The organism is Amycolatopsis ponsaeliensis (assembly GCF_030182635.1).
In the GTDB taxonomy this organism is placed as follows: domain Bacteria; phylum Actinomycetota; class Actinomycetes; order Mycobacteriales; family Pseudonocardiaceae; genus Amycolatopsis; species Amycolatopsis ponsaeliensis.
In genome coordinates this window covers 117,823-139,016 of the sequence record NZ_JAPZLD010000031.1, presented here as the reverse complement: position 1 = coordinate 139,016, position 21,194 = coordinate 117,823, and the positions used below count along the sequence as shown (strand labels likewise).

The 21,194-nt window shown below is 71.2% G+C and carries 25 protein-coding genes and 1 riboswitch; of the genes, 14 read left to right on the top strand and 11 right to left on the bottom strand.

Annotated elements, in window-relative coordinates:
• Positions 1 to 131 precede the first annotated feature (131 nt).
• On the bottom strand, positions 132 to 527 hold the full coding sequence (locus QQ657_RS36680) for a winged helix-turn-helix transcriptional regulator (RefSeq protein ID WP_284746915.1): 396 nt from the start codon (positions 525 to 527) through the stop codon (positions 132 to 134).
• 91 nt (positions 528 to 618) lie between these two features.
• Here QQ657_RS36680 and QQ657_RS36675 point away from each other — a divergent pair, with 91 nt between their 5' ends.
• Positions 619 to 1,542: an NADP-dependent oxidoreductase gene (locus tag QQ657_RS36675; protein WP_284746914.1), complete on the top strand. Its 924-nt coding sequence runs from the start codon at positions 619 to 621 to the stop codon at positions 1,540 to 1,542.
• Here the strand turns inward: QQ657_RS36675 and QQ657_RS36670 are convergent.
• A complete protein-coding gene (locus QQ657_RS36670) occupies positions 1,539 to 2,549 on the bottom strand; it encodes a phosphatidylinositol-specific phospholipase C domain-containing protein (RefSeq protein ID WP_284746913.1) in 1,011 nt (336 codons plus the stop codon). The genes QQ657_RS36675 and QQ657_RS36670 overlap by 4 nt on opposite strands.
• A 111-nt stretch (positions 2,550 to 2,660) precedes the next feature.
• Here QQ657_RS36670 and thiD point away from each other — a divergent pair, with 111 nt between their 5' ends.
• Together thiD and QQ657_RS36660 are read left to right on the top strand one after the other, a co-directional pair.
• Positions 2,661 to 3,488: a bifunctional hydroxymethylpyrimidine kinase/phosphomethylpyrimidine kinase gene (thiD, locus tag QQ657_RS36665; protein WP_284746912.1), complete on the top strand. Its 828-nt coding sequence runs from the start codon at positions 2,661 to 2,663 to the stop codon at positions 3,486 to 3,488.
• Between the two features lie 59 nt (positions 3,489 to 3,547).
• Positions 3,548 to 4,354, top strand: a complete 807-nt coding sequence (locus tag QQ657_RS36660) for an ion transporter (RefSeq protein ID WP_284746911.1) — start codon at positions 3,548 to 3,550, stop codon at positions 4,352 to 4,354.
• On the opposite strand, the gene QQ657_RS36655 is transcribed toward QQ657_RS36660, so the two are convergent.
• Positions 4,351 to 5,190, bottom strand: a complete 840-nt coding sequence (locus QQ657_RS36655; RefSeq protein WP_284746910.1) for an SDR family oxidoreductase — start codon at positions 5,188 to 5,190, stop codon at positions 4,351 to 4,353. The two genes, QQ657_RS36660 and QQ657_RS36655, sit on opposite strands and share 4 nt — an antisense overlap.
• 92 nt (positions 5,191 to 5,282) lie before the next feature.
• On the opposite strand from QQ657_RS36655, the gene QQ657_RS36650 reads away from it, so the two are divergent.
• Positions 5,283 to 5,648, top strand: a complete 366-nt coding sequence (locus QQ657_RS36650) for a winged helix-turn-helix transcriptional regulator (protein WP_284746909.1) — start codon at positions 5,283 to 5,285, stop codon at positions 5,646 to 5,648.
• Here QQ657_RS36650 and QQ657_RS36645 read toward each other — a convergent pair.
• From QQ657_RS36645 to thiO, 4 genes are all read right to left on the bottom strand, one after another.
• Positions 5,645 to 6,079, bottom strand: coding sequence for a MarR family winged helix-turn-helix transcriptional regulator (locus tag QQ657_RS36645; RefSeq protein WP_284746908.1), 435 nt, complete (start codon positions 6,077 to 6,079; stop codon positions 5,645 to 5,647). The genes QQ657_RS36650 and QQ657_RS36645 overlap by 4 nt on opposite strands.
• 163 nt (positions 6,080 to 6,242) lie before the next feature.
• On the bottom strand, positions 6,243 to 7,001 hold the full coding sequence (locus QQ657_RS36640; RefSeq protein WP_284746907.1) for a thiazole synthase: 759 nt from the start codon (positions 6,999 to 7,001) through the stop codon (positions 6,243 to 6,245).
• Position 7,002: 1 nt separating this feature from the next.
• Positions 7,003 to 7,203 carry a sulfur carrier protein ThiS gene (gene thiS, locus QQ657_RS36635; protein ID WP_284746906.1) on the bottom strand — a complete coding sequence of 67 codons (201 nt, stop codon included), beginning with the start codon at positions 7,201 to 7,203 and terminating at the stop codon, positions 7,003 to 7,005.
• The gene (gene thiO, locus QQ657_RS36630; RefSeq protein ID WP_284746905.1) at positions 7,203 to 8,276 is read right to left on the bottom strand and encodes a glycine oxidase ThiO; all 1,074 of its coding nucleotides are present in this window, start codon (positions 8,274 to 8,276) and stop codon (positions 7,203 to 7,205) included. The genes thiS and thiO overlap by 1 nt, the downstream gene beginning before the upstream one ends.
• Positions 8,270 to 8,375, bottom strand: a riboswitch (TPP riboswitch). Its footprint overlaps the gene before it by 7 nt.
• Positions 8,376 to 8,406: 31 nt before the next feature.
• Between thiO and thiE the strand changes: the two genes are divergently transcribed.
• Positions 8,407 to 9,066, top strand: coding sequence for a thiamine phosphate synthase (gene thiE / locus QQ657_RS36625; protein WP_284746904.1), 660 nt, complete (start codon positions 8,407 to 8,409; stop codon positions 9,064 to 9,066).
• Between the two features lie 64 nt (positions 9,067 to 9,130).
• Here thiE and QQ657_RS36620 read toward each other — a convergent pair whose 3' ends face one another.
• Complete coding sequence (locus tag QQ657_RS36620; RefSeq protein ID WP_284746903.1) at positions 9,131 to 9,856, bottom strand: hypothetical protein; 726 nt, start codon at positions 9,854 to 9,856, stop codon at positions 9,131 to 9,133.
• A gap of 146 nt (positions 9,857 to 10,002) precedes the next feature.
• Here QQ657_RS36620 and QQ657_RS36615 point away from each other — a divergent pair, with 146 nt between their 5' ends.
• Complete coding sequence (locus QQ657_RS36615; RefSeq protein ID WP_284746902.1) at positions 10,003 to 10,953, top strand: threonine ammonia-lyase; 951 nt, start codon at positions 10,003 to 10,005, stop codon at positions 10,951 to 10,953.
• On the opposite strand, the gene QQ657_RS36610 is transcribed toward QQ657_RS36615, so the two are convergent.
• Both QQ657_RS36610 and QQ657_RS36605 read right to left on the bottom strand, forming a co-directional pair.
• Positions 10,950 to 12,482 carry an MFS transporter gene (locus tag QQ657_RS36610; RefSeq protein ID WP_284746901.1) on the bottom strand — a complete coding sequence of 511 codons (1,533 nt, stop codon included), beginning with the start codon at positions 12,480 to 12,482 and terminating at the stop codon, positions 10,950 to 10,952. The two genes, QQ657_RS36615 and QQ657_RS36610, sit on opposite strands and share 4 nt — an antisense overlap.
• 42 nt (positions 12,483 to 12,524) lie before the next feature.
• Entirely contained in the window at positions 12,525 to 13,280 is a 756-nt protein-coding gene (locus QQ657_RS36605; RefSeq protein ID WP_284746900.1) for a GntR family transcriptional regulator, read from the bottom strand.
• 148 nt (positions 13,281 to 13,428) lie between these two features.
• Here QQ657_RS36605 and QQ657_RS36600 point away from each other — a divergent pair, with 148 nt between their 5' ends.
• On the top strand, positions 13,429 to 14,475 hold the full coding sequence (locus QQ657_RS36600) for an SIS domain-containing protein (RefSeq protein ID WP_284746899.1): 1,047 nt from the start codon (positions 13,429 to 13,431) through the stop codon (positions 14,473 to 14,475).
• On the top strand, positions 14,472 to 15,428 hold the full coding sequence (locus QQ657_RS36595; protein WP_284746898.1) for an N-acetylglucosamine kinase: 957 nt from the start codon (positions 14,472 to 14,474) through the stop codon (positions 15,426 to 15,428). The genes QQ657_RS36600 and QQ657_RS36595 overlap by 4 nt, the downstream gene beginning before the upstream one ends.
• Positions 15,429 to 15,537: 109 nt before the next feature.
• Here the strand turns inward: QQ657_RS36595 and QQ657_RS36590 are convergent, their stop codons facing one another.
• Positions 15,538 to 16,200, bottom strand: a complete 663-nt coding sequence (locus QQ657_RS36590) for a DUF3159 domain-containing protein (protein WP_284746897.1) — start codon at positions 16,198 to 16,200, stop codon at positions 15,538 to 15,540.
• Between the two features lie 252 nt (positions 16,201 to 16,452).
• On the opposite strand from QQ657_RS36590, the gene QQ657_RS36585 reads away from it, so the two are divergent.
• The 6 genes from QQ657_RS36585 (at position 16,453) to QQ657_RS36560 (ending at position 21,013) form a co-directional block, all read left to right on the top strand.
• The gene (locus QQ657_RS36585; protein ID WP_284746896.1) at positions 16,453 to 17,271 is read left to right on the top strand and encodes an SGNH/GDSL hydrolase family protein; all 819 of its coding nucleotides are present in this window, start codon (positions 16,453 to 16,455) and stop codon (positions 17,269 to 17,271) included.
• Between the two features lie 189 nt (positions 17,272 to 17,460).
• Positions 17,461 to 18,192: an OmpA family protein gene (locus tag QQ657_RS36580; protein ID WP_284746895.1), complete on the top strand. Its 732-nt coding sequence runs from the start codon at positions 17,461 to 17,463 to the stop codon at positions 18,190 to 18,192.
• Positions 18,193 to 18,195: 3 nt separating this feature from the next.
• A complete protein-coding gene (locus QQ657_RS36575) occupies positions 18,196 to 18,624 on the top strand; it encodes a hypothetical protein (RefSeq protein ID WP_284746894.1) in 429 nt (142 codons plus the stop codon).
• A gap of 56 nt (positions 18,625 to 18,680) precedes the next feature.
• Complete coding sequence (locus QQ657_RS36570) at positions 18,681 to 19,157, top strand: DUF6932 family protein (RefSeq protein ID WP_284746893.1); 477 nt, start codon at positions 18,681 to 18,683, stop codon at positions 19,155 to 19,157.
• Positions 19,154 to 20,038, top strand: a complete 885-nt coding sequence (locus QQ657_RS36565; RefSeq protein ID WP_284746892.1) for a hypothetical protein — start codon at positions 19,154 to 19,156, stop codon at positions 20,036 to 20,038. The genes QQ657_RS36570 and QQ657_RS36565 overlap by 4 nt, the downstream gene beginning before the upstream one ends.
• Before the next feature lie 306 nt (positions 20,039 to 20,344).
• Positions 20,345 to 21,013 carry a DUF4190 domain-containing protein gene (locus QQ657_RS36560; RefSeq protein ID WP_284746891.1) on the top strand — a complete coding sequence of 223 codons (669 nt, stop codon included), beginning with the start codon at positions 20,345 to 20,347 and terminating at the stop codon, positions 21,011 to 21,013.
• Positions 21,014 to 21,194: the final 181 nt, after the last annotated feature.

The window sequence follows — 21,194 nt, the reverse complement described above, 5'->3', positions numbered from 1 at the left end:
GGGGGGGCCGGCGCCCCCCCGGGGGGGCGGCGGGGGGGCCGGGGGGCCGGGTGGGGGGGGGCGGGGGGGGGGTGCGCTCAACCCGGGGTCACAACGGTCTTACCCCCCCACGACAAGCTGCGGCAGACTCGCTAGCGGACTGGCTGCAGCTCCCGGCCGTCGTAGTCCTGCCGCGCCGAACGGATCCGGTCGAAGTTCGCCTGGGACCACGTGCTCAGCGCGACCAGATGCGCCCCCACCTCCGCGCCCATGTCCGTCAGCGCGTACTCCACCGTCGGCGGTGTCGTCGGGTACACCGTGCGCGTCAAGAAGCCGTCGCGCTCCAGCTGGCGGAGGTTCTGGGTCAGCATCTTCTGGCTGATGCCGTCGACCGCGCGGCGCAGCTCGCCGAAACGGTGCGGGCCGCGGGCCAGCGCGCCCAGCATCAGGGCCGTCCACTTGTTGGCCAGCAGGTCCAGCACGTCCCGGCAGGGGCAGCTGCGGAGGTAGACGTCCCAGGGTCCGCCCTGGTCACAGGTAGTTTCCATCAGGTACCTACTTCACTCGAAAGTGCCTTCTAGCGAAAAGTGACCAACGCTCCGAGTATAGGAGGAGACCCCAGCAAGAAGGAGAGCAGAGATGCGCATCGTGACCCAGGAGACCCTCGGCGGGCCGGAGGTGCTCCGCGTCACCGAAGCACCGCGGCCGGAACCCGGGCCGACGGAGGTCCTGGTGCGGGTGGAGGCAGCGGGGATCAACCCCGTCGACTGGAAGGTGCGCGCCGGCGGCGGGTTCCTCGGCGAGCCGCCGTTCACCGTCGGCTGGGACGTCGCCGGCGTCGTCGAGGAGGCCGGTTTCGGCGCCACCGGCGTCCGGGAGGGTGACGAAGTCCTCGGCATGCCGTGGTTCCCGCGCCCGGGCAACGCCTACGCGGAGTACGTCACCGCGCCGTCGCGGCACTTCGTGCGCAAGCCGGCCGGCCTGTCGTTCGCCGAGGCCGCCGCGCTGCCGCTGGCCGGGCTCACCGCCTGGCAGGGCCTGGTCGACGTCGCGAACGTCCAAAAGGGCGAGCGCGTGTTCGTCGACGCCGCCGCGGGCGGGGTCGGCCACCTCGCCGTGCAGATCGCCAAGGCGCGCGGTGCCCACGTCATCGGCACGGCCAGCGCGGGCAAGCATGACTTCCTGCGCGAACTCGGCGTCGACGAGCCGATCGACTACCACGACCCCGAAGCGAGCACGTCCGATGTGGACGTCTACTTCGGACTCGTCGGCGAGGAGAGCGACCTGCGCTGGCTCCCCGCCATCAAGGAGGGCGGCCTGCTGATCGGCGTGCCCAGCGGTGTCGCCGACCGTGTCGAGAAGGCCGCCCGGGAAAGGAAAGTCCGCACGGAGCGGATCCTCGTCGAGCCGGACCGCGGCGGGCTGACCGGCCTCGTCGAACTGATCGAAGCCGGTCAGCTGAAGGTCCGCGTCGAGCAGACCTTCCCGCTGGAGGACGCCGCCAAGGCGCACGAGCTGGGTGAGTCGGGCCGGGTGTCCGGCAAGCTCGTGCTGGCCGTCTAACCCCGGGCGAGCACCTGCGGCAGCACCGTCGTGAGCCCGGTCCAGTCCGACGTGATGACCGACGCGTGCTGCTTCGCCAGGTCGGCGACGCGCTGGTTGGCCTGGTCGACCGTCGGGTTGTGCGCGTCGATCGCCGGCGCGACGTTCTGCCCGTCGGTCATCACGACGTAGTAGTGGTTGGCGTCGTACCACCACGGCCCGGTCTGCGTCACCCACGCGTTCGCGTCGCCGTCGAACACGACGAACCACGGCTTGAGGTCGGCGGTGTACTTGTCCCGCGGGTCACCGCCGGCCGCGCCGTGCACGGTCGGGAAGATGTTCGCGTCGCCGAGCTTGCCCGCGTTCTTGAGCCCGACCAGGTACCGCGCGTACTCGACGTCGGTGTGCAGCGTGTCGGTCGGGTTCCCCTCTTCAACCGTGCCCGGGATGATCTCGGTGATCACCCGGCCCCGCAACGCGTCCACGGACGGCCAGTTGTCCGCTTTGGCCGCGTCGTCGAGCGTGCCGTAGCTCCCGAGCAGCTCGGCCGGGCGGAACGCGACGCTGCCGAGGTGCGAGCGGAACGTCGCGTCCAGCTCGTCCGGCCCCATGCCCGTGTTGTCCGAGAAGCCCGTCTTCATCTCCAGCTTGAGCGTGATCGGCGTGTGCCCCGGGTGGGCGGCCAGCCAGATCCGGATGTCGTCGAGGCAGTACTCGAGGTTCTTGTTCTTCCCGCCGGTGTACAGCTGCGCCGCCGAGGTGGCCGCGACGCAGTTGTTGCTGTTCCCCAACGGGTTCGAGTGGCTGACCTTCCACTCGTGGGTGAAGAAGTCCGGCCAGACGTCGAGCTCGATCAGCGACGACCCGGCGTCGAGTGCCCGCGCCAGGTAGTCGTAGGCCGCGGGGTCGTACGTGTTGTGCACGCCGACCGTCGTGACGTGGGAGAGCTTCGGGCTGTCCGCATTGGCCGCGGTCGCCCCGGAGAGCACGAGTGCTGCCGTGAGGAACGCCGCCGAGAAGAGCTTCATCCAGGCTCCTTCGCCCAAGAACTGGTGAGTAGCCCACACAATGTGCCACCGTGGTGGACTGTTGATGAAGCAAAAGCGGCCGATTGGCCTAGACCAGAAGTCGGGAAAAGAATGACGACGAGCCCTCCCACGGCGTTGACCATCGCCGGGTCGGACTCCGGCGGTGCCGCCGGGCTGCAGGCGGACCTGCGCACTTTCCTGACCTGTGGCGTGCACGGCCTGGTCGCGGTCACCGCCGTCACCGTCCAGAACACGCTGGGCGTGCACGACCGCGCCGACCTGCCGCCGCACATCGTGGCCGGGCAGATCGAGGCCGTCGCGGCGGACATGGGCGTCGGGGCGGCCAAGACGGGCATGCTGGCGTCGGCCGGGATCATCCACGCGGTCGCCGCCGCGTGCGACCAGGCCGGGATCGGCCGTGACGAGAAGATCCCGTTCGTCGTCGACCCGGTCGCGGCGTCGATGCACGGCCACCCGCTGTTCGACGACGCCGGCCTGCACGCCCTGCGCGACGAGCTGCTCCCCCGCGCGACGGTGCTCACCCCGAACCTGGACGAGGTCCGCCTCCTCACCGGCATGACCGTGAAAGACCGCGAGGGCATGCACACCGCGGCCGTGGTGCTCCAGCGGATGGGCCCCAAGTACGTCCTGGTCAAGAGCGGCCACCTCCAGGCCGACCCGGAGTGCGTGGACCTGCTGTTCGACGGCTCGACGTTCGTGGAACTCCCCGGTCAGCGGTACGCGACGCCGCACACGCACGGCGCGGGCGACACGATGGCGTCGGCGCTGACGGCGGGCCTGGCCAAGGGCATGTCCGTGGTCGAGGCGGCGCGGTACGGCAAGTGGTTCGTCTCGCACGCGGTCGAGCACGCCTACCCGATGGGCGCCAAGGTCGGACCCGTGTCGGCCTTCTGGCGGCTGGCACCCGAGGAGCGCTGAGTACCCGCCCGGTTACCATCCCTGCGTTTACTCATCCTTGAACTGAGCAGGGGGCGGCCTTGACCGGGCGCGAGCGGGTGGCGAAGGTCCTCGAGGACCGCCGCTTCCAGAACTTCATCATCGCCGTGATCGTCTTCAACGCGACCACGCTCGGCATGGAGACGTCGACGTCCTTGATGGACGGGTTCGGCGGGCTCCTGCACACCCTCGACCACATCGCGCTCGGCATCTTCGTCGCCGAGCTGCTGGCGAAGTTCTACGCCTACCGCGGCGCGTTCTTCCGCGACAACTGGAACGTCTTCGACCTGCTGGTCGTCGGCATCGCGGTGATCCCGGCGACCGGGCCGTTCGCCGTGCTGCGGTCACTGCGCGTGCTCCGGGTGCTGCGGCTGATCTCGGTCGTGCCGTCGATGCGCAAGGTCGTCTCCGGGCTGCTCGCGGCGATCCCCGGGATGGCGTCGATCGCCGCGCTGCTCGCGCTGATCATCTTCGTCGCCGGCGTGATGGCGACCAAGCTGTTCGGCGTGATCTCGCCGGAGAACTTCGGCGACCTCGGGACATCGCTGTTCACGCTGTTCCAGGTGATGACCGGCGAAGCGTGGCCGGACATCGCGAAGGAGATCATGGTCCAGGCGCCGACGGCCTGGATCTTCTTCGTCGTCTACATCCTGGTGTCGAGCTTCGCGGTGCTGAACCTCTTCATCGCCGTGGTCGTCAGCGGCATGGAAGACGAGCTGCGCCAGGACATCCGCGAGGAAGAGGCCAAACAAGCCGCGACACAGGCCGAGGCCAACCGCGAGATCCTCGAAGAGCTCCGCGCCGTGCGCGCGGAGCTGGCCGAGCTGCGACGCGAACAGGCCGCTTAGCGGAACGCGCCGACGTTGTGGGCGGCCCAGTCGGCGAACGAGCGAGGGGCCCGGCCGAGCACCCGCTCGACGTCCGGGCTGACGCGCAATTCGGCCGGGCTCGGGGAGCCGAGGATGTCCAGGGTGTCGTCGGCGAGCTCGCCCGGCATGCTCCGGGTCATGCCGGCCTTGGCCTCGGCGCGGGTGAGCTCGTGGAACCGCACCGGCGAGCCCAGTGCGGCGGCGATGGCCTCGGTCTGCCCGCGCGGCGTGATCACCGCCGGTCCGGTCAGCTCGTACACCTCGCCGGTGTGCCGGTCGTCCAGCAGACAGGCCGCGGCGACCTCGCCGATGTCCGCCGGGTCGATCACCGGCACCCCGGTGTCCCCGAAGGGCGCGGCGACGACGCGCTGGGTGCGGACGGACTCGGCCCACCACAGCGCGTTGGAGGCGAAGCCACCCGGCCGCAGGATGGTCCAGTCCGAACCGGACTCCCGCACCGCGTCCTCCAGGGCGCGCATCGCGACCCGCGTCGTGCCGAAGGGCCTGGTCGCCACGCCCAGCGTGGACAGCAGGACGACCTTGCGGACCCCGGCGGCCGTGGCGCGGGCGATGACGCCGGCCGGGTCGGCGCCGACGGCGTGCAGGTCGCCGGACAGCAGCAGGAACAACGCCTTCGCCCCGGCCAGCGCCGGCTCCAGGCCGGCGGGCTCGGCCAGGTCGGCCACCACGTGGCGGACGCCTTCCGGGACCTCCGCGGCGTGCCGCGACACCGCCGTCACCTGCTGCCCCGCCTTGGCCAGCGCCTCCGTCAACGGCCGGCCCACGTTCCCGGTAGCCCCGGTCACCACGATCATGCTCTGCTCCTTCGTCCGATGTCTTCGGTGCTCAGGACGCTAGGAGCCGGGCTAACTTTTGGTAAGGACATACCTCTGGGTAAGCTCCCTACGTGACCGGAGGCGCGCAGATCACCCAGGATGAGGCCAAGCCGCGGTATGAGGTGTTTCACACCGAGTGCGCCGCGCGCGAGGTGGTCGACCACGTGACCAGCCGGTGGGGCATCTGGGTGCTGATCTCCTTGCAGAGCAACGACCTGAGGTTCTTCGAGCTGCGCGAGAGCATCGAAGGCATCAGCGAGAAGATGCTCGCCCAGTCCCTGCGGGCGCTGGTCCGGGACGGCCTGATCTGGCGGCGCGTCGAGCCGACGACGCCGCCCCAGGTCACCTACGGGCTGACCGAGTTCGGCCGCGACGTCGGCGAGCCGCTGGGAGAGCTCTTCGACCGGATCACCCGGCGGCTACCGCCCCCGGCTTAGCGGTCTTCGTCGGCGATCAGGGCTTCGAGCGCCGGAAGCGCCGTCGTCAGCGCTTCGCGATGTTCCGGGGACAGCCGATCCAGCCGCCGGTTCAGCTCCTGCACCCGCGTCGACCGGACGCCGGACACCAGCCGCTCGCCCTCTTCGGTCGCCTTCGCCAACCACGCGCGGCGGTCGACCGGGTCGGACTCGCGGCTGACGTACCCCGCTTCGACCAGGGACGCGATGATCCGCGACATGGTCGCCGCGGCGACACCCTCCTTCGCGGCGAGGTCGCCGAGGCGCAGCTGGCCGGAGATGACCAGCGTCGCGAGAGCCGAGATGGCGCCGTGGCCCGGGCCGGGCACGCCGGCCTGCCGCAGTGACCGGGACAGCCTGCCGACGGCGAGGTACAACCTGCCCGAGACGTCCTGGACGGAGGTGCTGGTCACGGCTGGCTCCTTCTGCCTTACACGCGCGCGGATGCGCCGGAAAGTGCCGACAACCTTACGGGTTGGCGGTGCACGTTCGGCGTTAAGGCACCTGTGTTGTAACCGGGGCTCCGCCCCGGGGCCGGGGGCTCCGCCACCCGGAGCCCCCGAAAAGCAGCGGGTTTCACCGGGGTGGACTCGACGCCTGCGCCCAGAACCGCTGCGGCACGCGCCCCGCGCTCCGGGCCAGGTGACCGGCGACGACGGCCGCGCGCATCGCCGCGGCCATCCGTTCCGGGTCCGTCGCCCGGGTGACGGCGGTGGACAGCAGGACGGCGTCGCAGCCCAGCTCCATCGCCAGCGTCGCGTCGGACGCCGTGCCGATTCCGGCGTCCAGGATCACCGGCACGCCCGCCCGCGAAACGATCAGCTCGATGTTGTGCGGATTCCGGATCCCGAGACCGGTGCCGATCGGCGCGCCCAGCGGCATCACGGCGGCGCAGCCGGCCTCCTCCAGGCGCAGCGCGAGCACCGGGTCGTCGTTCGTGTAGGCGAACACGGTGAAGCCGTCGGCGGCGAGCCGTTCGGCCGCGTCGAGGGTTTCGAACGGGTCCGGGAGCAGCGTCCGGTCGTCGGCGTGCACCTCGAGCTTGATGAGATCGGTACCGAGCGCCTCGCGCGCCAGCTGCGCGGTGAGCACGGCTTCGGCGGCCGTGCGGCAGCCCGCGGTGTTCGGCAGCAGCTCGATCCCGAGCCTTCTCAGGAGTTCGAGGACGCCGGAGCCGCCTTCGGCGTCGGCGCGGCGCATGGCGACGGTGGTCAGCTCGGTGCCGGACGCGACCAGCGCGCGTTCGAGCACGGCGAGGTTCGCCGCGCCGCCGGTGCCGATGATCAGCCGGGACGTCAGCTTGGCGGTGCCGATGACCAGCGGTTCTGCGTCCATTTCAGCCTCCCTGGACCGCGGTGAGCACGTCGACGCCCGCACCCTTCGGCACGGCGGTGGTCGTCCAGTCGCTCCGGCGGACGACGACGCCGTCGACCGCGACGGCGATGCCGGGCCGCTGCCCGCCGGACGCGTCGAGGACGTCGGCGACGGTCGCGCCGTCCGGGAACTCCGTCCACTTCCCGTTGAGCTTGATCTCCATCAGGCGTGCTCCTTCTGGTGCAGGCGGGCGGGTGAAGCCGCTTCGACGCCTTCGGGCGGCTTCTCGCCCTCGAGCCAGGCGACCACGGCGTCCGCGGTCACGGGGGCCATCAGCAGGCCGTTGCGGTGGTGCCCGGTGGCGGCGAAGACGCCGTCGTCCAGGACCCCGATGTAGGGCAGCACGTCCCGGCTGCCGGCCCGCAGGCCCGCGGCGGTCTCGACGAGCTCGTACTCGGTGATCGCGGGGAAGACGCGCTCGGCGCCCTCGATCAGCTCGCGGACGCCGCGCGCGGTGACGGCCCGGTCGAAACCCGCCTCGTACTGCGTGGCGCCGAGGACGAGTTCCTGATCGCCGCGCGGGACGAGGTAGATCGGCCGGCCCTCGACGACGGCCCGGATGGTGCGCGTCGGCGGCGGCAGGCAGCCGCGGCGGGGTTTCAGGCGCAGGATTTCGCCTTTGAGCGGGCGGACGGCGTCGGCGAGCTGCGCGTGCAGCCGGCCGGTCCAGGCACCGGCGGCGAGCACGACGGCGTCGGCGTCCGGGATCCGTTCGACGCGCTCGCGGACGAACCGGACGTCGCGTTTCTGGCAGGCCGCGTACAGGGCGTGGAGGAGTTTCCGGTTGTCCACGGCCAGGTCCCCGGGCACGAGGAGTCCACTTCGGACGGACCCGGTGCCGGGTTCGAGCCGCTTGGTCTCCCGGCCGGTCAGCCGTTCGGCCGCGCGGCCGATCGAGTGCAGGTGCCCGGCGAGGATGTCGAGGTGACCGGCGTCGGCGCTGTCGAAGGCGACGACGAGGGTCCCGTGCCCGGCCAGGCCGGGGTCGACGCCTTCCTGCGCGAGGTCGCTCGCGAAGCCGGGCCAGCGCCTGAGCGACTCCTCGCCGAGCGTGAGGACGTCCTCTTCGCCGGGCCAGGCCTCGGTGACCGGGGCGAGCATGCCGCCGGCCAGCCAGGACGCGCCGCCGCGGACGGGTTCGGGGTCGTAGAGGGTGACCGGGTTGCCCTGCCGGGCGGCACGCCAGGCCGCGGACAGGCCGATCACGCCGCCGCCCACCACTGCCAGGTTCGTCATGGAATCACGCTCCCTGCGCCGGCATGACCCGGATCAGGTTCCACGGTCGGAGCGGCAGCTCCCTCTCAGCCCATGCCTCGGGCTCCCGTGCGGACAAGTCCACCCTAGCTCGCGAGGTACGGTCGCCGCTATGCCCGCCCTCTCCGGTGACAAGATCCGCGCCCGCCTCGACAGCGCGCGCCTGTACCTGTGCACGGACGCCCGCACCACCCGCGGCGACCTGGCTTCCTTCGCCGACGCGGCCTTGGCCGGCGGCGTCGACATCATCCAGCTGCGCGACAAGACCGGGGCACTGGAGGCCGCGGGAGAGATCGCGGCGCTGGAGGTGCTGGCGGAGGCGTGCGCCCGGCACGGGGCGTTGCTGTCGGTGAACGACCGGGCGGACGTGGCGCTGGCGGTCGGCGCGGACGTGCTCCACCTGGGCCAGGACGACATCCCGGTGCCGCTGGCCCGGCGAATCCTCGGCGACGACGTGGTGATCGGCCGCTCGACGCACTCGGTTCCGCAGGCTTCGGCCGCGGCGTCGGAGCCGGGCGTCGATTACTTCTGCACGGGCCCGTGCTGGCCGACGCCGACGAAGCCGGGGCGTTCGGCGCCGGGGTTGGACCTGGTCCGCGCGACGGCGGCTTCCGCTCCTGAACGGCCGTGGTTCGCGATCGGCGGCATCGACGGTCCGCGGCTCCCGGAGGTGCTGGACGCGGGGGCGTCGCGGATCGTGGTGGTCCGGGCGATCACGGAAGCGTCGGATCCGGAGGCCGCGGCTCGGAAACTGCGGGCCCGCCTCCCCTGACCCGCGGATGCCATGAGGGGCACCTTCATGGCTCTTAAGTCCATGAAGGTGCCCCTCATGACAGTTACGGGGTCGGGGTGGCCGCCGCGCCCTGGCTGGTCGCCGGTGCTGACGTCGTCGGCTGCTGGGCCGTCGTGCTCGGGGTCGTCGGCGTGGTCGTCGGGGACTCCGTCGAGGTTGTCGGCGGGGTGGTCGTCTCCGTGGACGTCGACGACGTGCTCGGAGCAGGCGAGTCCTGGGTGTCGTTCGTCGAGGTCGACGGGGTTGTCGACGGCGTCGTGTCCGCGTGCCCGCCGCCGCCGAAGATCTTGCCGATGCTCGAACCCGTTCCGCCGCCGATCTGGGTGCCCGTCGCCGACTCGAAGCCCACTATCGCCAGGATCGCCACCGCGAACGCCGCCACGCTCGTGCCGATGATCAACGGCCAGCGCAGCTTCCGCAGCCGCGAAGGCTCGTCCGGATCCTCGCCGGGCCGGGGCAACTGGACTGTCGGCTGTTCGGCCAGCGCCACCTCGGAACCGGTTCCACGGCGGCGGATTCCCGACGTCGCCAGCTGCCGGGCCTTCGCCGCCGCCGCGCGCGTGCGCTGCAGCGAACGCAGGTAGATCTCGCCGCCGACCGTCGTGATCACGCTCGCCACGCCCGCGCCCACGACGGTCCCCGCCACGCCGAGCGTCGATCCCAGCAGTGCCGCCGTCACCGCCGCCAGTGCCGCTGCCATCACCTGCGCGATGCGCAAACCTGACTTTTCTTCCTTCGCTTCGGAAGCCGCTGCGTTCTCCTTGCTCATGATCCCGATCCGGTAGTAAGTCTTCTCCCCTGTCCAACGCGTAAGGCGCGCGAGTGACTCCCCGCGTTGCCCCGACGTGAGAAGGACCACTCCGAGTGTCCACAATAGACACTCCAGACCGAACATTTTCTTGACATACTCAGCACATGGAACTGGTGACGATCTCTGACATCGAGGCCGCGGCGAAGCGCGTCCAAGGTGTCGCCGTGCACACGCCCCTGCTGCTCCAGACGTGGGATCCCCGCGGAACCCTGTGGCTCAAACCCGAAAGCCTGCAACCGGTCGGCGCGTTCAAGGTGCGCGGCGCGTTCAACGCGATCGGCGCTCTCGACGAGCAGCAGCGCTCTCGCGGCGTCATCGCGTACTCGAGCGGCAACCACGCGCAGGCGGTCGCCTACGCCGCGCAGCAGTACGGCGTGCCCGCGGTGATCGTCGTGCCGGACGTCGCGCCGCGGATCAAGGTCGAGGCCACCCGCGCTTACGGCGCCGAGGTGATCGAGGTGCCGATCGGCGAACACGAGGGGAAAGCGCGCGAACTGGCCGCCGAACGCGGGCTGACCCTCGTCCCGCCCTACGACGACGCGGCCATCATCGCCGGGCAGGGCACGGCCGGCCTCGAGATCGCCGAGGACCTCCCCGACGTCGAGGTCGTGCTGGTGCCGGTCAGTGGCGGCGGGCTGGCCTCCGGCGTCGGCACCGCGATCAAGGCCCGCGCGCCGCACGCGAAGGTGATCGGCGTCGAGCCCGCGCTCGCCGGCGACACGACCGAGGGGCTGCGCCTGGGCCACCAGGTCGACTGGCCCCAGGCCGACCGCGCCCGCACGATCGCCGACGGCCTGCGCGCGCAGCCGTCCGAGCTGACCTTCGCGCACTTGCGCGAGGTCGTCGACGCCATGGTCACGGTCACCGAGGACGAGATCCGCGAGGCCATGCGCACGCTCGCCCGCAAGGCCCGGCTGGTCGCCGAGCCCAGCGGCGCGGTGACGACGGCGGCGTACCTGTTCCACGCGGGCGAGCTGCCGGCCGACCGCACGGTCGCGATCGTCTCCGGCGGCAACGCGGACCCGGCGTTGTTCGCCGAAATCCTCGCGGGCTAGGAACCGGCGACCGGGGTCCCGCCGCCGCGGATGTGCGTCGGCGGGCCCTCGACCCCGCAGTGGTAGCACTCGCCCAGGTGCGGAGACTCGTCCGCGGCGGCGGGCTCGGCCGGCTCCGACGGCGGCTCCAGGACGCCGTTGTGGATGCCGAGCGCGATCAGCCCACCGGCGATCGCCAGGGCCGCGCAGATGACCAGGGCCATCCGCCAGCCCGCGGTGAGCGCCACCGGGTCCGCGTACGCCTCGCCGGTCAGCCCGGCCGCCGCGGGCAGCACCGCCACCGCCAGGAGCCCACCGGACCGCGCGATGGCGTTGTTCACCCCGGACGCGACGCCGGCGAAGCGGTCCGGGGCCGCGGCGAGCACCGTCGCGGTCACCGGGGCCACCACCGTCGCCAGGCCGAGCCCGAACACCACGACCGCGGGCAGCACCGCGCCGAGGTAGGACGCGCCGGGCGCGATGCGCAGCATCAGCAGCATCCCGATGCCGACGACGATCGGGCCGACGACCAGCTGCGCCCGCGGCCCGATGCGCTGGGCCAGCGCGCCCGACCGGCCGGACAGCAAAAGCATGATCACCGTCAGCGGCAGCCCGGCCAGGCCGGACGCCGTTGGCGAGTAATGCAGCGAAACCTGCAGCTGCATGACCAGCAGCATCATCACGCCGCCGAGCGCCGCGTACATGGCGAAGGTCAGCGCGTTGGCCAGGGTGAACGTCCGGTCGCGGAACAGCGACGGCGGCACCAGCGGCTCGCGCGAGCGGTGCTGGACGACGACGAACGCGGTCAGCCCCGCGATCCCCAGCAGGCCCGCGACCAGCACGATCGGGTCGCCGATGCCGCGTGCCGGCGCCTCCACCAGCGCGCCGGTGACCCCGGCGAGGCCGATCGCGCCGAGCGCGGCGGCACCGAAGTCCGGGTGCCCGGTCGCCTCCGGGTCGCGCGACTCGGGGACGAACTTCCGGGCCATCAGCACGACCGCGACCGCGATCGGGACGTTGATCAGGAACGCGAGCCGCCACGACCAGACCTGGACGAGGAAGCCGCCGAGCAGCGGTCCGGCGGCCGCCGCGATGCCGCCGAGGCCGGACCAGGCGCCGATCGCGCGGGCGCGGGCGTCGTGCGCGAAGGACGACTGGAGGATCGCGAGCGACCCCGGCGTCAGCAGCGCGCCACCGATGCCCTGCAGGATCCGCATCGCGACCAGCATCTCGGTCGACACGGCGGCGGCGCACAGCCCGGAGGCGACGCCGAACCAGACGACGCCGATGAGGTACACGCGGCGCCGGCCGTACCGGTCGCCGAGCGAGCCGGCGACCAGGATGAGCGCGGCGAGCGCCAGCAGGTAGCCGTCGAGGATCCACTGGAGCCCGGCGACGGAGGCGTTCAGCTCGGCGCCGATGCGGGGCAGGGCGACGTTGACGATGGTGCCGTCGAGCATCGCCATGCCCGATCCGAGGATGGTGGTGGCGAGCACGCCGCGGGCGGCGTGCGTCCCCCATCGGATCCCGGTGTCTTCGGTGGCAGTCACCCCGCCACTTCACCGTCCGGGGTGATCGCCGTCAACACCGGGTCACGGCAGCAGCGTGGTGACGAACTTGTAGCGGTCGCCGCGGTAGACCGAGCGGGCGTACTCGACGGGCTTGCCGTCCGTGGCGAACGAGTGCCGGGTCAGCCGGAGCACCGGCATGCCGACGTCCGCGCCGAGCATTTCCGCCTCTTCCGGACCGGCGAGCGACGTCTCGATCGACTCTTCGGCGCGTTCCAGTTCCACTCCGTAGTACTCGCGTAGAACGGCGTACAACGAACCGCCCGCCGAGACGTGCTTGCGCAGCCCGCGGAATCGGCCGGCCGGCAGGTGCGAAGTCTCCAGCGCCATCGGCTGCGAGTCCGCCAGTCGAAGCCGTCGAAGGCGAAGAATTTTCGCACCAGTACGGATTCCGAGCAGTTTCGCGAGGTCGCCCTCGGCTGGGAGCTCCTCAAGCTCCAGCAGCTTCGAAGACGGCTTCAGACCCTGGCGCCGCATGTCCTCGGTGTAGGAGGACAACTGCAGCCGCTGCGCGAGCTTCGGTTCGGCCGCGAAGGTGCCTTTGCCCTGCACACGGTGCAGACGACCCTCCGCCGTGAGGTCGGCCAGCGCCTGGCGCACGGTGGTGCGGGAGACCGTGAACTCCCCGGCGAGCGCGCGTTCGGTCGGGATCGGCGACCCGGGCGGCAGCACGTCCAGGAGGTCGAGGAGGTGCTGTTTCAGCGCCCAGTACTTGGGCTCGCGCTGCCCGCGCAGCCCGGCGACGACGCCCGCCTCGCCCGTGGTGGTGGTCTCCAACATGCCCGACTCCCTATGTCTTCCCTCATTGCGCGCCACGTCCCCGTAAGAAACGTACCCTTTTCCCCAAACACGCCGCCCCACTAACATTGGTCTAGACCTGACCGACGCCGCCTGAGTCCGGTACATAATGCCGGAGGTGGAGAGGAAAATGATGACCGAACAACGGCCCGGCGAGCACATGGCCGCGGAGATCGACCAGCAACCGGACGTCCTGGCCGGACTGGTGGGGCGTCAGGCGGAAATCGCCGAGGTGGCGGAAAAGATCTCACAACGGCCTCCGCGCTTCGCTTTGCTCGCCGCGCGTGGATCGAGTGACCACGCAGCGTTGTATGCGAAGTACCTGATCGAGGTACTGCTAGGCCTTCCGGCTGGTCTTGTCTCCCCGTCCACGGCGACGCTGTACGGCGCGCGGCCCGACCTGCGGGACGTGCTGTTCGTCACGGTCAGCCAGAGCGGCGGCTCGCCCGACCTGATCGAGGTCACCGAAACGGCGCGCCGCCAGGGCGCGCTGACGGTGTCCGTCACCAACACGCCGGACTCGCCGCTGCGGGCGGCGTCCGAACTCGGCGTCGACATCGGCGCCGGCCTCGAGAAGGCCGTCGCCGCGACCAAGACGTACTCGGCGACGCTGATGGCGCTCTACCTCCTGATCGACGCGGTGCGCGGCGGCAAGGCGGCCGACGCCGAGAAGATCGGCGACCTGGCGCGGCAGACCCTGGACGGTTCCGCCGAGGGTGTCCAGCGCGCGGTCGACCGGTACCGCTTCGTGGACCGGGTCCTCACCACCGGCCGCGGCTACTCCTACGCGTCGGCGCTGGAGGGCTCGCTCAAGCTCGCGGAGACCAGCTACCTGGCCGCCCGCGCGTACAGCGGCGCGGACCTGCTGCACGGCCCGGTCGCGGCGGTGGACGGCGAGACCGCCGTGCTCGCGGTGACCAGCAAGGGGCAGGGCGGGCAGGCGATGCACGAGGTCCTCGAGGCCGTCGGCAAGCGCGGCGCGGACGTCCTCGCGGTCGGTTCGGCCGCCTCGGAGATGCCGGCGGCGCTGCGCATCGACGTCGCCCCGACGGCCGAGGAGCTGGCGCCGATCCTGGAGATCCTGCCCATCCAGCGGATCGCGCTCGGCCTGTCGCTCGCCCGCGGCGGCGACCCGGACAGCCCGCGCGGCCTGCTGAAGGTGACCAAGACGAGGTGAGCTACGCGATCGGCGTCGACGCCGGCGGAACGTCGACCAGGGCCGCACTGGTCGACGCCACCGGCGCGGTGCTGGGCACCGGGCGCGGCGACGGCGCCAACCCCAACGCGCACGCGCCCGAGGTCGCCGCGGGCCGGATCGCCGACGCGATCACCGCGGCGCTGGGCACCCGCGATCCGGGCGACGTGCGCGCGTCCGTCGTCGGCATGGCCGGGGTCAGCAAGCTCAGCGACGTGCGCGTGGCGGCGGTGTTCGACGCGGCGTGGGCGCGGATCGGGCTCACCGGCGTCCGGGTCGTGGCCGACGCCGAAGTGGCGTACGCGTCCGCGACGTCGGCGCCGGACGGGACCGTGCTCGTCGCCGGCACCGGTTCCATCGCGGGCCGGATCCGCAAGCGCCGGCTGGCCGGCACCGCGGGCGGCTACGGCTGGCTGCTCGGCGACGAAGGGTCCGCGTTCTGGCTCGGCCGCGAAGCCGTCCGATCCACTTTGGAGGCTCTCGGGCGCGGCCTGCCCCTCGACGGCTTGCCGTCGGCGGTGCTCGCCGCCGCGCTCGGACCGTCCGGTTTGGACGTCCGGACGGACGCGGAGCGGCTCGCGGCGTCGCGCGCGTTGATCACGACGGCCAACGCCGAGGCGCCGGTCCGGCTCGCGCGGTTCGCCCCTTTGGTGAGCGCGGCGCACGACGCCGGCGAGCCCGGCGCGCGCGAAATCGTCACCCGGGCGGCTGAACTTCTGGTCGCGAACGCCCTCGCCGCGCGCGAACCCGGCGAATCGACCCCGGTCGTGCTCGTGGGTTCGGTGCTCACCGGAACCAGCCCCGTCGGCGCTCTCGTGCGCCGCGGACTGGCCGGGCTCGAGGTGCTGACCAGCTCCGATGGGGTGCTCGGGGCGGCCTGGCTCGCCGCCGTGGACGCCTTCGGCGAAGGGGTGGTTAGACCAGTATTTCCCTAAAAAATTGAGTAAAACGCGACGCGAAGACGTCAAAACGTCGACTGAACCCCCGTCGGCCGGGTAACGTAGTCAGTGGCCCCCGGACCCTCCCCCCTCGCCGGGGGCCGCCTTATGTCCTGGGTACGTCGTCCGGACCGGTTTCCGGGGCCAAGCGCAAACCGGGGTGTTCCGGGGGCAACGCCCGGTAGAGCACCCAGCCGCTCACCGCGACGGTCAGCGCGACCAGCGGCCACGACAGCACCGTGCGGGCGACGCCGAGCGCGATCACCTGGCCGGACCACCACAGCAGGCCGTAGACGACCACCCGCAGCACGTACTGGCCGAACACCCACACCCAGCTGGCGCGCGAGTACGCCTTCAGCAGCACGGGGTCGCGGCGCCAGCGCGTCTTCTGGCCGAGCACCAGGCCGACGACGACGCCGAGCAGCGGCCAGCGGATCACGATGCTGGCCGCCCAGAGCAGTGCGCTGGCCACATTGGACATCAGCTGCAGCAGGAAGAAGTCCTGGGCGCGGCCGGTGTGCAGGGCGATCAGCGCGGCCGCGACGACGGCGGCGAGGCTGACGACGAGCGCGCGGATCTTCCCGCCGCGGACCATCCGGTAGACCCCGAGGGCCACGGCGACCGCGATGGCGACGCCGGCGCCCCAGGCGATGGACTGCCCGGCCGCGAGCCAGCCGACGACGAAGCCGGCGGGCGGGATGCTGGCGTCGAGCGCGCCCCGGCGGCCTCCGAGGATCTGCGCGAGCGACTCACGGGGTTCAGCGGACACGTGTCCAGCGTGCCGGATCGTGCCCGGGAGGCGGCAAGCAGGGAGATCTTCGCCACAAGACTCTGGTGATTGCCTTCGAGTGTGCGGTCTCCCGGCATAAGGACGGTGAAAACTACGTAATAGAGAGGCGGAGAAGGCCGACAAGATAAGACACTGTTACCGCAGACTGAACACCGGAGGGGCCCGGATGGTTAGTTGTGGTGTACAACTACATGTCGGGGAGTCGGTCGCAGGACGGGAAGGGGACCCACCGTGTATGGATTCGACAGCTATGTAGCGATCGGGGACAGCTTCACCGAGGGGCTCAACGACGCGCTGCCGGACGGCTCGTTCCGCGGCTGGGCCGACCGGCTTGCGGAGATCCTGGCGGGTGGGCGGCCCGACTTCCGCTACGCGAACCTGTCGCTGAGGGGCAAGATGCTCGACGAGATCATGGACGAGCAGCTCCCGATCGCACTGGAACTGAAGCCCGACCTGGTCACGCTGTGCGCGGGCGGCAACGACATCATCGTCCCAGGGGCGGACGTGGACGCGGTGGTGGAGCGCTTCGAGGAGGGCGTCGCGAAGCTGCGCGAGGCGCGGATCCCGGTGCTCATCTTCAACGGCCCGGACACGAAGGCGCTGTCCGTGATGTCGGTTTTGCGAGGCAAGGTGGGGATTTACAACACCCATTTGTGGGCGATCGCGGAGCGCCACGGCGCCCGGATGGTCGACCTGTGGACGATGGCGCCGTTGCACGACCGCCGCGCGTGGAGTGACGACCGGCTGCACTTCTCCCCGGACGCCCACCGGCGGATCGCACTGAAGTCGGCGGAGGTCCTGGGGGTCCCGATCGAGGACGACTGGCGCGAGCCGTGGCCTTCGGAGGCGGTCCCGAGCCGCTGGATCGACTCGCGGCGATCGGATTTGACGTGGACGAAGGTGCACCTGCTGCCGTGGATCCGGCGGCAGCTGCGCGGGGAGTCCATAGGAGATGGGTTGTCGCCGAAGCGGCCTCAGCTGGCGCCGTTCGTTCCGATGGACGTGCTCGAGGTGCCGGACAACGCCCAGGCTCGACAGCAGGCCAGCTGACCGGTCCCGGCGCTCCATGAGGGGCACCTTCATGGCTCTTAAGTCCATGAAGGTGCCCCTCATGGCGTTCAGTGCCCGAACGATCACTCCCCAGTCAGTTGTCCACATGTCGACTCGCCTGGGGACAACTTGTGGACGACCACCCTTCCCCGGCTCGCCAACCCGCCCCGCCCGGCTTACAGTCCCCTTATGTCCGGTGGTCGTCGCTGGATCCTCGTGGTCCCGATCGCGGTGCTGGTCACCGCGCTGCTGGCGGGGGTCGTCACCTGGGCCCAGGGCGGGAACATCCAGCGTGACCTCACCTCCGACGCCCAAGCCGCGCTCGCCCGAGCCGGGCTCGGAAAAGGCACCGTCACCTTCGACGGCCGGGACGCCACCCTCAGCGGCTTCGCCCCCGACCAGGCCTTGCGGGCCCTCGAGATCGTCCAGAACGTCGACGGCGTCCGGGGCGCCCAGCTGCAAGGCGACGTCACCCCGGTGGCCCCGAGCAGCGAAGCACCCACCACCACGCCGCCGAGCACCAGCAGCCCGCCGCCGACCACCAGTGCCACCGCTCCGCCGCCGCCCACCGACAAGGCCGGCGTGCAAGCCGAGATCGACCGGATGCTCGCCGAGGCGCCGATCACCTTCGTGCCGGACACCGCCCGGCTCACCCCCGAAGGCGAACAGGCCGCCCGCGCCGTCGCGGTCGCGCTCGCCAAGTCGCCCGGCACCTTCCGGTACCGCGTCACCGGCCACGCCGCCCGCGGGTCCGGCAGCGCGAGCGGCGCGCTGAAGCTTTCCCGGGACCGCGCCAGGGCCGTCACGCGGATCCTCACCACCACCGGGCTGACCGCCAAGCGCGTGACCTACCGGGGGCTCGGCGACACCCGGCCCACCGGCGGCGAAGACGACCGGCGCGTCGACATCACAGTCGTTTGAGGGGTGAGTGAGCAGATGGTGTGGCTGTTCGGGCAGATCTGGCTGTGGCTGATCATCGCCTTCACCCTCGGCGCGCTCACCTCGTGGCTCGTCCTGCGCACCGCGCAGCGCCCCAAGCCTCAACCTCAGCACCAGCCCCGGTTCGAACCTGAACCCGAGCCCGAGTTCGTGGAAGACGACCGCTACGAGCCCTCGGCGGCCGAGCAGACGCAGTTCATCCCCGCGGCCTGGATGCAGCCCGGGACCGAGCGGCCCGAAAGCATCCATGACGACGAAGAACCCGAACCAGCCGGCCACCGCGAAGGCCATCTCCCGTTGCCGCCGCAGCGCGGGGCGCAAGCCGAGGACTGGCCCACCGAAGAGGAACCCGCTTGGCCGGAGGCCGACGAGGTCACCCCGCAGTGGCCGCACCAGCCTGGGCGCGGTGGCTGACACCCATCCTGGTAAGTTCGGCTACGCACTGTGAGCGAGGCCGGAGGAGGGGTGGCGTGGCGCTCCCCCATTGGACGGCGCAGCAGGTCCTTCCGCCGGGCCGCCACGCCTGCGACCTCGCCGACGTCTACGAACGCCTGGTCTTCGACGCCCCGCACCAGAACGAGCGCGAGATCCTCTTCAGCGCGCTCAACAGCTACCTCGGCGTGGCCCGCCGGATCATGCCGTCCGGCCGCGCGTGGATCGGCGGCGAGCTCGTCACGCGCACCGCGCACCCGCCGCGCGGCCTCGACGTCGTCCTCATCCCGGACGAGTGGGGCGCGCTGAAGCGGCTCGACGGCGAAGGCCGGTCGGCGCTGTACGGCCTGCTGACCCTGCGCGGTGTGATCGTCGGGCAGCCCGCGATGTACCTCGACCAGGTGCAGCCGGTCGGCGGCATGCTGGACGGCTTCCTGTGCCGTCCCGGCGACGAAGACGTCTGGGCCGAGGTCTGGGCCGAAGGCGGCAGGGGCTACCCGGAGATGATCTGGTGAGGAACGAGTTCCGGCGCATCGCCGACGAGATCCCCGGCGGCACGTGGCTCGACGACCTCGCGCGCGCCTCGGCGATGGCGGCGAACGCCAAGTTCGAGCGGACGTCCCGGTCGCCACTGCTGCACGTCTCGGTGATCGGCGAGCAGAGCATCGACGCGTACACCTTCTCCGACATCAGCCGCGCGCTGCAGGACGCGACGGCCAAGATCGGGCACATCATCCGGAACCCGTCCGGCGAGGTCACGATCGTCCAGCAGGCCGACCGCGACAAGGCGCCGCTGATCCAGCGCGGCCAGGCCGGCAACGCGATCTTCTTCGGTTTCCCCGAGCTCGAGTCGGTCGACGACGCGCTGATCGTCGACGGCATCGAGACGCTGTCCGAGCGGGCCGTCAAGGAGCTGTGCGACTTCCTGCCTGCGAACGGCTCGGACGACGGCGCGCTCGACGCCGTGCTGCTGCAGCGCGACACCGTCCGCAACGCCGTGAGCGACATCGTCAACGCCGTCGCGAAGAACGCCGGCATCGGCATGGCGCTGACGCCGACCGCGGGCGAGCAGGTCACCCGCAGCATGACGACCGAGCAGGCGCGGATCCTGCAGGGCAGCCTCCGGGAGTCGCGCGAGGCCGTCGGCTACGAGACGGTGCGCGGGCGGCTCGACGGCGTCCGCACCCGGCGCCGGATCTTCTACCTCGACCGCGAGTCGGGCGGGACGATCCAGGGCGCGGTGGCCGAGGACCTGCTCGACGAGATCAAGGAGAACCTCGACCGCCCGGTGACCGCCCGGCTGCGCGTCGTGCGGACGACGACGATCGACGGCCGCCGCGGCCGGCCGGTCTTCGAGCTCCTCGAAATCACCCCTGAAGTGAGCCTTTTCGACTGATAAGTCCGATATCCGACTTTCGCCGTGGGCGACGGTACCGACACTCGTCGTAGGCTTCACGGCGGTATCCCGAGGTTCGTCCGGTATTTACGATACCGGCCGTGAGGTCGGGAAACCGACCGCGGAACAGTGGGAACTCCGATATTCTTCCCATTGATCACCGGGCCACACCCTGCGCGCGTTGTCAGGAAATACCGATACCCGGCGCAAAACGGTGGGACAATGACTTTTTCCAGAATGTAACAATTTCGCTCGTGGGCACTCTTATGGGTTAACGTCGTCGCACTCCCACCCGAAGGGGTCCGCATGATGACCGACCCGCAGTACCCGCCGCCGACCAGCGCGCGCCACGGCAGGCCCGCGCCACCGGTGACGGCCACGGAGCGTCGTCAAGCCAACGCCAAGCCCGGACGGAACATCCTCGCGATCGTCGGCCTGCTGTTCGGCCTGGCCGCCCTGGTCGTCACGTTCGTCCCGGACATCGAGTTCGTCGCATGGCCGCTGGCCGGAATCGGGCTGGTACTGGCGGTCACCGGGCTCGTCCAGGTCAAGAAGGGTACGACGGGCGACCGCGGGCTGGCGATCACCGCCATCGTGGTCTCGGTCGCCGCGCTGCTCACGACGGCGGGGATGCTGCTGTACTCGACCTTCCTCGGCGGCGGCGAGTCCGGGCTGCACATGCCCGCGGTGGCCGGGGACAAGCACTCCGTGTCGTTCCAGGTGACCTCGAGCGGCGGCGCTACCGTGCGTTACGGCAGCCTGTCCGACCAGCGGACGGAAAACTCGCCCGCCAGCACCGACGCGTGGCAGGGCGGGGCGTCCTACAACAATGGCTCGTACCTTTTGACGCTCACCGCGGACACCCGCAATGCGCAGCTCAGCAACGAAATCAGCTGCGCCATTCTGGTCGACGGCAAGAAGGTCGCGGAAAACAGCGGGACGACCATCGCGCTCTGCACGGCGAACGTCGGCTGAGCTGCGGTTTTACCGGAGCCTGGCGACCGGCCGGCCTGACCCCCAAGTCGGCCGGCCGGGCCGCCACGAGCCGCTCCTGGCGGCTCCCGGCCCCGGCGGGTTTCCCCGCACGGGGCCCGGCACCGGCGTCTCAGCCTGCCCCTCCCCTAGGGCTCAGCCGGCACCGCCGAACCTACGCGGG